The sequence below is a fragment of the Guptibacillus hwajinpoensis genome, from assembly GCF_020524165.1.
Lineage (GTDB): Bacteria > Bacillota > Bacilli > Bacillales > Guptibacillaceae > Guptibacillus > Guptibacillus hwajinpoensis_D.
The window spans coordinates 671,121-684,224 of record NZ_JAIVKU010000004.1 but is presented as its reverse complement, the minus strand read 5'-3'; the positions used below and the strand labels follow the sequence as shown (position 1 = coordinate 684,224).

Annotated in this window: 11 protein-coding genes; all 11 read left to right on the top strand. The window is 39.8% G+C overall.

The features are described 5' to 3' along the window. Positions 1-3 precede the first annotated feature (3 nt). Positions 4-573, top strand: a complete 570-nt coding sequence (locus LC090_RS10605) for a histidine phosphatase family protein (protein WP_226657874.1) — start codon at positions 4-6, stop codon at positions 571-573. A gap of 107 nt (positions 574-680) precedes the next feature. Further along, positions 681-1,625: an MBL fold metallo-hydrolase gene (locus LC090_RS10600; protein ID WP_226657872.1), complete on the top strand. Its 945-nt coding sequence runs from the start codon at positions 681-683 to the stop codon at positions 1,623-1,625. 101 nt (positions 1,626-1,726) lie between these two features. Continuing rightward, complete coding sequence (locus LC090_RS10595; protein WP_226657870.1) at positions 1,727-3,040, top strand: TrkH family potassium uptake protein; 1,314 nt, start codon at positions 1,727-1,729, stop codon at positions 3,038-3,040. Between the two features lie 15 nt (positions 3,041-3,055). After that, on the top strand, positions 3,056-3,715 hold the full coding sequence (locus tag LC090_RS10590; protein WP_226657865.1) for a potassium channel family protein: 660 nt from the start codon (positions 3,056-3,058) through the stop codon (positions 3,713-3,715). 229 nt (positions 3,716-3,944) lie between these two features. Further along, positions 3,945-6,695, top strand: a complete 2,751-nt coding sequence (ppc, locus tag LC090_RS10585) for a phosphoenolpyruvate carboxylase (RefSeq protein WP_226657864.1) — start codon at positions 3,945-3,947, stop codon at positions 6,693-6,695. Between the two features lie 135 nt (positions 6,696-6,830). After that, complete coding sequence (locus LC090_RS10580) at positions 6,831-7,649, top strand: CAP domain-containing protein (RefSeq protein WP_226657863.1); 819 nt, start codon at positions 6,831-6,833, stop codon at positions 7,647-7,649. Between the two features lie 164 nt (positions 7,650-7,813). Next, positions 7,814-8,989, top strand: a complete 1,176-nt coding sequence (locus tag LC090_RS10575) for an acyl-CoA dehydrogenase family protein (RefSeq protein ID WP_226657862.1) — start codon at positions 7,814-7,816, stop codon at positions 8,987-8,989. A 10-nt stretch (positions 8,990-8,999) separates the two neighbouring features. Further along, positions 9,000-9,449 (top strand): MaoC family dehydratase N-terminal domain-containing protein, encoded by a 450-nt coding sequence (locus LC090_RS10570; RefSeq protein ID WP_226657861.1) that lies wholly within the window; start codon positions 9,000-9,002, stop codon positions 9,447-9,449. Next, positions 9,446-9,844 carry a MaoC/PaaZ C-terminal domain-containing protein gene (locus tag LC090_RS10565; protein ID WP_226657860.1) on the top strand — a complete coding sequence of 133 codons (399 nt, stop codon included), beginning with the start codon at positions 9,446-9,448 and terminating at the stop codon, positions 9,842-9,844. Before LC090_RS10570 ends, LC090_RS10565 begins: the two co-directional genes overlap by 4 nt. A gap of 148 nt (positions 9,845-9,992) precedes the next feature. Continuing rightward, a complete protein-coding gene (locus LC090_RS10560) occupies positions 9,993-11,555 on the top strand; it encodes a flotillin family protein (RefSeq protein WP_226657858.1) in 1,563 nt (520 codons plus the stop codon). 141 nt (positions 11,556-11,696) lie between these two features. Next, a complete protein-coding gene (locus LC090_RS10555; protein WP_226657856.1) occupies positions 11,697-13,085 on the top strand; it encodes an FAD-binding oxidoreductase in 1,389 nt (462 codons plus the stop codon). The last annotated feature ends 19 nt before the right edge of the window (positions 13,086-13,104 follow it).

Here is a 13,104-nt window from a genome sequence, read left to right as displayed (position 1 = left end):
AACATGAGGATCGGTTTTATTCGCCACGGGAGTACATCTTGGAATAAAGAAAAGCGGGCACAAGGGAGCTCCGATATTCACCTCGATGAACAAGGTCGTCGGGATGCAGCTAAGTTAGGAGAGTCACTTTTAAATGAGGAATGGGATATGATCGTTTCAAGTGATTTGTCACGAGCAAGAGAAACAGCGGAAATTATTGGCCGATTTCTGCAAATTGATGTGATAACGGATCCAAGGCTGCGAGAAGCTGGCGGAGGGCAAATTGAAGGCACTACGGAGCAAGAGCGCATTGAGAAATGGGGAGAGAACTGGCGTGAGTTAGATCTCGGCATTGAAAAAGAAGAACTTGTAGTGGCAAGAGCCCATGAAGCTTTAAATGACTTATATCAACAATATCCAGCTCAAAACATTCTTATCGTTAGTCATGGATCTTTTCTTCGACATTTCTTTAAAAGCACGTTACCAGAATTAAATCATGAAAAGCATATTGTAAACACATCTTTAACGGTTTTAAGAAGAAATGGAGACGAATGGGTAAATGAACTTTATCACTCAACAAGTCACCTCGATTAACAAGTAAGGTTGTTATTAGCTCCAATATACATTTTAAAAAGGATATTCAATTATCATCAAGAAGTGATTAAGGATGTAATTGTTACTTTTAATGGAGGGATTGAACGGTGAAGCAATATCCTATACGAATAGCAGAAGATTTATCTCTTATCGATCTTTACGACCTGTCTCTTACACAGCGGACAGGTTGCTATGTCCTGCATGAAGAAGAACTAACCATTATTGAAACAAGCGCAAGTCCTTCGATTCCACACTTAATTAGCGGGTTAGAAAAATTACAAATCGACCTGAATTTAGTGCGTCATATTATTGTGACACACATTCATCTTGATCACGCCGGCGGGGCAGGACTCCTGCTCGAAAAATGCCCTAACGCCCGCGTTCTCGTTCACTCAAAAGGTGCACGGCATTTAGAAAATCCAACTCGCTTAATTAAAGGCGCCAAAGCTGTTTATGGCGAACGGTTTAAGGAGCTATTTGAACCAATTCTACCGATACCAGAAGACCGGTTAATGATTTTGAAGGATTACGATGAACTGAAGATTGGTCAGAATCGCACGTTAACATTTATCGATACACCAGGACATGCGAAACATCATTTTTCTATACATGATTCCAAAACGAACGGCATGTTTGTGGGTGACACAGTAGGGGTTTATTACCCACAACTTGAGACAGAACTTTATTTACCCTCAACTTCACCAAATCAATTTGATCCAGATGATATGCTAGCATCTGCTGAAAAAATCATGTCATTCCAGCCTAGTCATATTTACTTTGGGCACTATGGCAAGTCTAACAATCCGGATGAAGTCATTCGACAATTAACAACGTGGCTATCTGTATTTTTGAGAATAACGGAAGAAGTAACAAGTCAAGAAAAGCCGAATGATGAGCGATCAGAACACCTTTTCAAATCGCTTCTCAGTACCGTCCAAGGAGTTTTATTCAAAGAAGGAGTGCCTCTTGAACATCCCGTTTATCAATACATCAAAATGGACTTACAAGTGTCGGCACTTGGCCTAATAGATTACGCTGATCGAAAAACGTAAGAACCACTTAGGGGGATCTTAAGTGGTTTTATTATGGAAACTAAGCAAAACCGTTTATGATATAGTGGACAAATCTACAGATCATCGTTTGGAGAGGTGCTATGTTAAAAACCAAATCAACGATTCAATCATTTCGTTATATTTTTATCACCTATGTAGGAACCATTGTCTTATTTGCATTCCTTTATCTACTGCCTTTTTCGCATTACGGGTCACTTCAAACGATTGATTCGCTTTTTATTTCAACAAGTGCTCTTAGCGTAACCGGTTTATCTTCTGTGAACATCTCAACAGATTTCACTCGAGTTGGTCAGGCCTTATTGATTATCGAAATGCAGCTCGGAGGCATTGGAATTCTCGTCCTCGTCAGCTATCTTTTTCTAATGATGGGAAAGAAATTGACAATGTCTAGCATGCTTCTCATTTCGAAAGACCAAAATCAATCTCAGCTAAAAACCATTCGTTCGTTAAGCCTCTCAGTATTAATGATTGCGTTAACTGTTGAAGCTATTGGTTTTAGTCTTATGTTTAATGCGATTAACGATCAATATAGCTCTATAAAAGAAGCGGTCTTTGTTACCGTTTTTCACAGCGTTGCAAGCTTTACCAATGCAGGGTTTGATTTATTTGGTGATAGCTTAATTTCTTATCAGCATAATTGGTTATTGCTCTTGACGTCAGCAACAATGATTTTTCTTGGTAGTCTTGGATTTCCTACTATTGTCGAATACATACTCGGCTTTCGTAAAAAGAAAAGCTTATTTACAAAAGTGAATATCAGACTCCATAGTACGCTATTTCTCGTAGGACTCTTCTTATATTTCTTTTTAGAGCATAACGGTGTGTTTCATCACTTGTCTTTATGGGATAAATTTGTAAATGTCGTTTTTCTATCTGCCACCTCCAGAAACGGAGGGTTAACAACTGTCGATATTTCAACCCTAGATATAACAAGCGTTCTTGTTTTAATGAGCTTAATGTTCATTGGAGGATCTTCTTCAAGTACAGGAGGAGGACTTCGCCTTACTACTTTTGCAGTGCTCCTAGCAAAAATGGTATCCGTTGCAAAGTCAGAAGAATATACCACTCTATTTAAGAAAACCATTTCTCAGGATTCGATTAATAAATCCTTTTTGATCTTTTTAAGCTTCATCTTTTTATTTGCGTTTTCGACCATTGTACTTTCGTATTTTGAATCTCAAGAAATCCTTTTAGTCGCTTTTGAAGTGATCTCAGCCTTAACCAACACCGGGTTATCGATGGGGATCACGGGTGAACTTGCAGGAGTATCAAAGTTATTATTATGTATGCTGATGATTATTGGACGCATTGGCGTATTTAGCTTCATTTACGCTGTCTTTAAAATCGAAAAATCGAGAACTCGTTATATTAAAGAAGACCTGGCTGTTGGATAAAAGGAGTGAGAACTATTGCGTAAACAATTTTTGGTAATTGGAGCAGGAAGGTTTGCGAAAGGCATTATTCGAGAATTATATGAGCAAAAATGTGATGTCGTCGTGTGTGATAAAGATGAGGGACCGTTAGAAGACATCGATGACTATACAACCCATTCCATCGTGGGGGATTTACGCGAAAACAGAGTGATGGATGACCTCAATGTCGAGCAGTATGATGCCGTATTTGTGGCGATCGGTACGGATGCCTATTCGGCGATTTTGATTACGAACCGGCTTCGCGATCGTAAAGCAAAAAAAATCATTACTAAAGCAGTTAGCCGAGAAATTGGTGAAATTTTATCGAACTTGGGTGCGGATCAGGTCATTTATCCAGAAGAAGAAGCTGGTATGAAAGTAGCGAAACAAATCATGATGCCAAATGTGCTGGAGTACATTGAAATCACAAAGAACGTATCTGCGATTGAAGTGGAAGTTCCAGTAGAGTTAGTCGGAAAGACACTTTTTGAGCTCGATTTTTCAAGAAAATATGAATTAAATGTTTCGCTAATCTTGCGTAAGGAAGCTCCTATTTTGAGTCGATATGCCGAAGTCGCATTCCAAAAAGGCGACGTTATCTTAATGGTTGGAGAAAATAAAAAAATCGAGCGCTTTAAACAAAAGTACTCGATTTAAATTATTGAAAAATCCGCATAGTTTTGCGGATTTTTTCATGAAAATACAAAAAAAATAAAAAACATTTGAATGCGTTTTCATTGTTGTCTTTTCAGTACTAACAGCTGATTCCGTATAGAAAATCAAGTGTCATAAAAGATGACAAGAATAAAATTTCTTGTTTATAATAAGTTTATTGAAATATTTTTAATATTTGGTATTAAGTTATTAGAAGAAAGGTTGATTGGACATGACAATTGATACGGCACATTCAACACAACAAAGTCACCACGTTGCCCTAAGGCGTGACATTAACATGCTAGGAAGCCTTCTCGGTGACGTTTTAGTGCAGCATGGAGGCAAAGAACTACTTGAGATGGTTGAATCAATTCGTGAGAAAACGAAATCGTTGAGAACTGAGGCTGACCTCGAAACATCTCAACAGTTAAAAGAAACCATTCAGACGCTTCAGCCACCAATGAGAAAACAAGTTATTCGAGCTTTTGCTCTCTATTTTCATCTCGTCAATATTGCAGAACAAAATCATCGTATAAGAAGACGTAGAGATTATCAAATGCTAGAGGAAGAGCAATCGCAACCCGGCTCAATTCCGCACGCAATTTCTTTACTTAAGAAGAACAATGTTCCTGGTGAGTTGATCGAAGATACGTTATCCTCTCTCTCACTTGAACTGATTTTAACGGCACATCCCACTGAAGCAACAAGACGCTCAGTACTAGAAATTCATAAACGGATCGCGAAATCATTACAACAATTAGATAACCCGTTACTAACCAAGAGAGAACAAAAAGCATTAAAAGCAGACCTACTTAATGAAATTACCATCCTATGGCAAACAGATGAATTGCGACATAAAAAGCCTTCCGTCATGGATGAGGTGAACATGGGGCTGTTTTATTTTGAAGAAACCCTATTTGAAGTTTTACCTCAAATCCATCAGGAGCTAGAAGAGTGTTTACAGGAACATTATCCTGATGCCAAATGGGAAGTGCCGAATATTTTAAAATTTGGCTCTTGGATCGGCGGAGATCGAGACGGGAATCCCTTTGTAACCCCAGAGGTTACCTGGAGTACACTCAAACGTCAGCGAGAAGTTGTCATTTCAAAATACAAAGAATCAGTAAAAAATTTAATGAGACAACTCAGTCAATCCACCAACCGCATTTCCATCTGTAACGAGTTGATGGAATCCATTGAGGAAGATAAACGTCGATTTCCAAATGTAAAGGAGTGGGGCGTTCCTCATGAGGCTTATCGAGTTAAATTGGCATATGTATTAGAAAAATTAACTGAAGTGAACCATGAGAACGGATACAAAAATACGGAACAATTTATTGCAGATTTAAAGCTAATAAGCAATAGTTTACGTCAACATTTTCCGGAAGGTGCCCACTTTTCAGAATTAAATAAACTTATTCGTCAAGCATCCCTTTTCGGTTTTCACCTTGCTACACTAGATGTTCGTAATCATAGTGGTGAACATGAAGGAGCAATTGCAGAAATTTTAAATCGGGTGAACATGTCACGTGATTACGCAGCTCTTGAGGAAGAAGAAAAAGTTCAACTACTCACTAGTATTTTGGAAGATCCGCGTCCTGTTTTATCGACTTATGAGGACTACTCCGAAAAAACACGGAAAATCATTGATATTTTTACAATGATTAAAAAAGCTCATCAAGAGTTCGGTACAAAATCAATTTCTGTTTACTTAATTAGTATGACCCGTTCGGCAAGTGATCTTCTTGAGGTACTCGTTCTTGCGAAAGAAGCAAACATTTATCGATTACATGCAGATGGGAGTGTCGAGAGTGATTTAAATATTGCTCCTTTACTTGAAACCATCGATGATCTTAAGGCTGGACCTTCCATCATGAAGAAGCTTTTTGAACTACCGGTTTATAAAAACCACTTAGCCAAGCTCGAAAACCGTCAGGAAATTATGCTTGGGTATTCAGATGGCAGTAAGGATGGAGGTACACTTACAGCTAACTGGAAGCTTTATCAGGCACAACAAGAAATTAGCAGCATAGCATCTGAACGCAACCTTCGTCTTAAATTCTTCCATGGACGTGGAGGTGCACTTGGCCGAGGTGGTGGCCCACTTCGCAGAAGTCTTTTGTCACAACCACCAGAAACATATACAGCTGGGGTCAAAATTACGGAGCAAGGTGAAGTGCTTTCTTCTCGCTATTTGCTTTACGATATCGCTTATCGAAGTTTGGAACAAGCAACTACGACTTTACTAACTTCTGCTGTTTCAGGAATTGAAACAGATCAGCGTCAAGAAAAATGGCATAAAATGATGGAAGAAATGTCAGCAGTTTCACTTAAGTCTTATCAGTCCCTTGTATTTGAGGACGACGGATTCCTTGCTTACTTTAAACAAGGAACGCCACTCCCAGAACTTGGCGCACTAAACATTGGTTCACGCCCTATGAGTAGAAAAGGAACTGATCACTTTGATGATTTACGTGCAATTCCTTGGGTATTTGCCTGGACTCAAAGTCGTCAACTGATGCCAGCATGGTATGCTTCAGGCACTGGTTTAACGAAACTCGCTACAACAGAAGAAGGCTTAAAGAATTTAAAAGAAATGTATCAAAACTGGCCATTTTTCGCTTCACTTATTGATAACTTACAAATGGGTCTAATGAAAGCGGACCTCGCAACCGCTGAGAAGTATATGTCTCTGATTGATGACGAACAGCTCGCAAATCGGATTTTTGGTAAGATTGTCGATGAATATCATCGTACGAAGGATGTTATCTTAACCATTACAGGACAAGAAGAGCTTCTTGATGGTACGCCAAATATTAAAGACTCCATCCGTTTACGCAACCCTTACGTTGATCCATTAAGTTCACTTCAAGTTGAATTAATTTCAACGTATCGATCTCAAGGTAGTGAGGACGATGAGTTATTGAAAGAAATTCTGCTAACCATTAACGGCATTGCCGCTGGCCTTCGGAATACAGGATGATATTCAAATAACCCTCTTATGAGAGGGTTATTTTTTTGTAAAGAACCTGCGTGATTCTCGCTATTTACCACAAATACTTTTCCCTTCTTTAGAAAAACTAAGATAGTAACAAAATCAACTAAAGGAGGGCAACAGATGTACAAAAAGCTTATGCCTTTGTTATTGCCAGGATTGCTGCTTCTAGGAGCATGTAATGCAAATAATAACGATGAAGAAGCATTAAATATAAACAAAACAAGTGCGCCTACAGAAGGAATTCAGCGGATAAACAGTGGTCAACTAACCATTGATCCTAACTCCTATAGTACAGAGACCCCAAGTGCAAAATTCCCTCATGGGGAAATGGTTCAAGATGGCCAATTTGAATTTAACGAAGTTCTACCAGGAGTAGATCCGCGAGAATATCTACCAGAAGGCTTCCCTGAACAATATGGCATTGGGGGCAAAGAAGAACAACAGCGTCAACAAAAAATGAGACCAGATCAAGATACAGGTCAAGCTCAACCTCAACCTAACGAAAACGTAGCCCCTGATACAAATAAAGAAAAATCTCCTACATCAGAGCCTTCGGGAGAAATAACGAAGGAAGTTCAGCAGGTGATTGATTTAACAAACAAAGAACGAAAAAAACAAGGGCTCTCTCCATTAAAAGCTATGCCATCATTAAGCGATGTCGCTCAGGAAAAATCACGTGACATGCAGCAAAAAAATTATTTTTCACATACAAGTCCCACATACGGTTCTCCATTTGATATGATGAGGGATTTCGGTGTCGACTTTAATACAGCTGGTGAAAATATCGCTCAGGGACAACAGACTCCTGAAGCAGTAGTTGATGCATGGATGAAGAGTGAAGGTCATCGCAAAAACATTATGAATAGCAGTTTTACTCACATCGGAGTGGGGCTTGCCCAAGATGGGCATTATTGGACACAAATGTTTATTGGAAAATAGTGAAAGCAAATGAAAGGGTCACATTCGTGGCTCTTTTACTTTTTATAGAAAAAATTCTTCAATTCCACCGCAATAAGAAGGAAGTGGATTCATTTTGTCGAAAGAAGATACTAACCGGTCAGTAAGTGTTTTATTTAAAATAAACATACAAGGAGAGATAACTCATGGATTTACGATTAACAGACGAACAAGTAATGGTGCAAAAAACAATTCGAAAATTTGTAGAAAACGAATTAATTCCGTTAGAAAATGACGTGCTCCGAAATGAACGTGCTGGAAAACCGGGTATTTCTGCTGAAAAAATGGAAGAACTACAGCAAAAAGCAAAAAAAGCAGGCTTTTGGGGAATTAATACGCCAGAAGAATACGGCGGTGCAGATCTTGGCCAAATGATGCTTGCGATTGTCATGATGGAAGTTTCGAAAACCTTTGTCCCTTTTCGTTTTGGTGGATCAGCTGATAATATCCTCTATTACGCAAATGAAGAACAGAAAGAAAAGTATCTCCTACCAACGATAAATGGGGAGAAGAAATCTTGTTTTGCTATGACAGAACCTGGGGCAGGATCTGACACACGAAATATCAAAATGACAGCAGTTCGAGATGGAGATGATTGGATTCTTAACGGAGAGAAAACGTTTATTACTGGTGGGAATGAAGCCGACTTTGTAATGGTAATTGCGATTACAGATAAAGAAAAGCATGCTGCAACGGGCAGAGACGGCGTTACGTGCTTTATCGCAGACCGCGAGATGGGTTGGAAGTCAGAATACATTCATACAATGGGAGAATGGGGTCCGGCTGGTTTAGTTTTTGATAATGTTCGGGTACCACATGAGAATATATTAGGTGAAGTGGATGGCGGCTATAACCTCGGACTTGAATGGATTGGTTTCGCTCGGTGGATTGTGGGTGCAACAGCTGTCGGTGCTGGTGAACGCTTGCTTAAGATGGCGATTGACTACGCCAATGAAAGAGAAACGTTTGGAAAACCAATCGCTGAACGCCAAGCCATTCAATGGCAAATCGCAGATTCTGCTGTTGAGATTGAAGCTGCTAAATGGCTCGTTTTAAATGCTGCTTTTACGCTCGATGAAGAAAAGGACAATCGACAACTCGCTTCTATGGCTAAGTTATATGGTTCCAATATGGGTAATCGCGTTGTTGACCGTGTCTTGCAAATTCATGGAGGAATGGGCTATACAAAGGAGTTACCAATCGAACGCTGGTATCGTGAAGCTCGCCTTTGGAGGATCTATGATGGGACAGACGAAATTCAACGTTTAATCATTGCTCGAAACCTCTTGAAAGGTCATGTGAAGGTAGGACAATACGCTTAGGAGGGTGTTTATGTTTGAATCACTAATTGGTACACGATCAACTCCTGTAAAGAATATCGTGGAACGCGGCTCTTTGAAAGCGTTCTCAAAAGCGATTGGAGATGAATCACCGATTTATCTTGATGAGTCAGTGGGAAAACGCTCAAGGTATGGATGTAATATTGCGCCTCCTACATATCCCCGGGTGTTTGATTATGGTGAAATTCAAGGCTTCAATTTGCCTAATGTCGGCCTGATTCACGGTAAGCAATCTTTCCACTATGAACGTCCGCTGTTGGTAGGGGAAACCGTCATGTGTTCCACTTCGCTTGAAAATTATTATGAACGAAACGGAAAAAGCGGTTTACTAGGCTTTCTTATATTAAAACGGTATGGAGAAGAGCCGGGCGGGAAACTTATTTTTACAGAAGAGCAAGTCGTGATTATTACTGAAGCTGTAAGAGAGGGGATGAGTTCATGAATATGGTTAAAGAATTCAGTGTAGGCACACCGTTAGAAGTGACGCTCCCCCCAGTTTCTAGGTTAGATCTTATCAAATATGCAGGTGCATCAGGAGACTTCAATCCTATTCATACCATTGATGAAGAAGCTACAAAAGCAGGACTGCAAGGTATTATAGCACATGGTATGTGGACAATGGGTAACTTAGCTAAATTGTTTACTCCATATTATGAAGAAGTCTTTCTTGAAGATTATTCTGTGGCTTTCAAAGGAATGGTCTTCCTAGGTGATGTGCTTACTCTCAAAGCCTCTCTTAGTTCAATCCAAAACGATCGGTATTATTTTGATGTAGCTGCACTTAATCAAAAGAACGAATCAGTCGTTAAAGGATCAGCTATTTTAAAAAGACTATAGAATAGAAGCACTCCTGTTTAAACGAACCTCATGAGGTTCGTTTTTTTTATCGATCAATTCTATGAATTCTGAAACTTAATTTATTCCAAATCGTAGTAAAGAGGAAGGCACTTACATAGTAACTTAAAACTGGAAAGGATGATTAAACATGATGGAATTTATCGGACTAATTATTTCCGGTATTATTTTGTTTTTACTACTTGTGGCAGGTGGTATCGGATTCTTTATTTTTAAACGGCGCTATAAAACGGCAAGTTCTAATCAGGCACTAATCATTACAGGGCCAAAACTGGGTGATGCAGAAAAAGATAACCGGATTTTTGTGGATGATAATGGCCGTAGTATGAAGATCGTCCGTGGTGGCGGTATTCGGTTGAAATTGTTTCAAACAAGTACGCCGATCGACCTTACCTCATTTCAATTAGAAATTGCCTCCCCAAAAGCCTATACGTCAGAAGGTGTTCCAATTCGAGCAACTAGTGTTGCAGAAATAAGCATAGGGAGTAAGCTAGAAATTGTGGCAAATTATGCAGAGAAATTTCTAGGCAAACCGCAAAAAGAGAAAGAGCGTGAATTAAAAGAAGTTCTTGAAGGACACCTTCGAGCGATCATTTCATCGCTTACAGTCGATGAAATCTACAAAGATTTTAATTCTGTCAATAAAAAGGTGAAAAATATTGCTGAAGAAGATCTCAAGAATCTTGGATTTGAAATCACTTCTTTTGCACTAAAAGAATTAAAGGATGATGACGAAGAGAACGGATATTTAGAAGCTCTTGGACGTCCACGAATTGCAGAAGCTAGAAAAGATGCCGATATTGCAGAGGCTAACGCTAGACGTGAAACGCGGATGCACAAGGCGAAAACCGACCAAGAAGCAGAAGAAGATGAAATTAGACGTCAGATTGAGATCGCCCGCTCTCAAAAAGACAAAGATGTGAAGGAAGCCGAATACAAAGCTGAAATTGAACAAGGAAGGGCGCGTTCTGAGCAGTCCTACAATCTTGAACAAGCAAGACTTAATCAGAAAGTAAAGGAAGAAGAAATGCAGGTTCAGTTTATTGAACGCCAACGTCAGGTCGAATTAGAGCTAGAAGAGCAAAAGCGAAGAAAAACACAGGCTGATTCAAATGCCTATGATATTCGAGCAAAAGCCGAAGCAGAAGCGGAACGCGATCGTATCGATGGACAAACGAAAGCTGAAATTGAAAAGCAAAAAGGATTGGCTGAAGCAGAAGTGATTCGAGAACGTGGTCGTGCTGAAGCGGAAGCCAAGGAACTAATGGCTAAAGCTATGGAGAAATACGGAGATGCCGCGATTATTGAAATGCTTGTGGACATGTTACCAAAATATGCACATGAAATTGCTCAGCCATTGTCTCAAATTTCCGAGATGAAAGTCATTGATATGGGTGGAGGTAAGGGCTCTACTCAGATTACAGACAATGTAACAAAAACAATGACAGGGCTTCAAGCAAGTTTGAAAGAATCAACTGGAATGGATTTAAAAGCCATGCTTGAGAGTTTTGTTTCAAGAGGCCATTACAACTCTTTCGATTCAAAAGGTGATTCTAATGAAGAAGAGATGGATACTGCTTCAGAAATAAAAGAAAATGATTACGAAAGCGAAGTAGCCTCAGCCTATGAAGAGGAAATGGAAGACGAAAAAACGATACGTCCTGAAAATGAAGAAAAAGACCAAACAGAATAACACATGAAGAAAGCCTGGCTCAGTCCAGGTTTTTTCTTATGAATCACTTACGTTAATTGACGCTTTTTATGCAATAGTGGTAAAGTGATGGTGTTGTTATCAGAAAAGTTTAAATTTTACATATGAATGGGGGACAGACAAATGAAAATTGTATCTTTATTAGGCAGCTTTCTTGAAGACGATCAGATTAGCGTAAATGCCACTGTGTTGGAGCAACATAGTAAAGATGAATCGTATCATACGCCACATAATCCAGACATGGTGGTTTTTCCAAAGACGACAGATGAAGTCAGTAAAATCTTAAAGGTTGCGAACGAAAATCGAATACCAATTGTTCCATTTGGACTTGGTTCAAGCCTAGAAGGTCATGTGATTCCTTATCAAGGTGGAATCTCAATCGATTTCCAATTGATGAACAAGGTTCTTGAGGTACGACCAGAGGATTTCCTGGTACGGGTGCAGCCTGGCGTAACGCGTTCCCAATTAAATAAAGAATTAAAGAAGCACGGCTTATTTTTCACCGTTGATCCAGGTGCAGATGCAACCCTAGGTGGAATGGCCTCAACAAATGCTAGCGGGACCACATCTGTTCGGTATGGAGTCATGCGTGATCAAGTTCGTGATATGGAAGTTGTCCTTGCGGATGGAAGGGTTATACATACTGGAAGCAACACAGCAAAATCGTCATCTGGCTATCATCTGAACGGGCTGTTCGTTGGTTCTGAAGGAACGCTCGGAACATTTACAGAACTAACTCTCAACGTCTACGGGATTCCTGAAGCCACACTTGCAGGCAGGATCGTTTTTCCAACTATTGAGCAAGCGGTTTCAACCGTTACCAATATCCTTCATGCTGCGATACCAGTCGCAAGAATTGAACTGGTCGATGCTCGATCCGTTCAACAAGTGAACAAAACCAATGAAACGAATTATATTGAAAAGCCGACGTTATTCATTGAATTTCATGGTAATGAAGCTGGATTGAATCAGGATGTCGCCTTTGCTAAAAGCATTGCGGAAGACAACCAGTGTGAGGAGTTTATTTTCGAACATGATACGAAGAAACGAGCTCTTTTATGGGAGGCCCGACACAACCTGGCATACTCATTCAGTCATGGATCACCCGGTAAAAAAATGATGGTGACAGATGTTTGCGTCCCTATTTCAGAACTTACTGGCGCGATAACAGACGCAAGGAAAGCGATTGAAACTTACGGATTAGATGGTGCCCTACTCGGTCATGTGGGTGATGGAAACTACCATGCTATCGTCATGATCAATCCTAATGACCCGATTGAGCTTGAGAGAGCGACAAAACTAAATCAACACCTTGTTCACTATGCTCTCGAGAGAGGCGGTACGTGCACAGGAGAGCATGGAGTAGGCACAGGGAAAGCGCAATATCAGCAAAAAGAACACGGAGCTGCTTTGGATGTGATGTTAGCAGTTAAACACACACTTGATCCTAACGGCATTATGAATCCAGGTAAAATTTTTGCTATTGATAACGAACAGTCTTCCATTATCTGAACATTTTTGAGGTGACCGT

Coding starts and splice junctions, on each gene's coding strand:
- LC090_RS10605 (WP_226657874.1), top strand. CDS start 4: ATGAGGATCGGTTTTATTCGCCACGGGAGTACATCTTGGAATAAAGAA.
- LC090_RS10595 (WP_226657870.1), top strand. CDS start 1,727: ATGTTAAAAACCAAATCAACGATTCAATCATTTCGTTATATTTTTATC.
- ppc (WP_226657864.1), top strand. CDS start 3,945: ATGACAATTGATACGGCACATTCAACACAACAAAGTCACCACGTTGCC.
- LC090_RS10580 (WP_226657863.1), top strand. CDS start 6,831: ATGTACAAAAAGCTTATGCCTTTGTTATTGCCAGGATTGCTGCTTCTA.
- LC090_RS10575 (WP_226657862.1), top strand. CDS start 7,814: ATGGATTTACGATTAACAGACGAACAAGTAATGGTGCAAAAAACAATT.
- LC090_RS10570 (WP_226657861.1), top strand. CDS start 9,000: ATGTTTGAATCACTAATTGGTACACGATCAACTCCTGTAAAGAATATC.
- LC090_RS10565 (WP_226657860.1), top strand. CDS start 9,446: ATGAATATGGTTAAAGAATTCAGTGTAGGCACACCGTTAGAAGTGACG.
- LC090_RS10560 (WP_226657858.1), top strand. CDS start 9,993: ATGATGGAATTTATCGGACTAATTATTTCCGGTATTATTTTGTTTTTA.
- LC090_RS10555 (WP_226657856.1), top strand. CDS start 11,697: ATGAAAATTGTATCTTTATTAGGCAGCTTTCTTGAAGACGATCAGATT.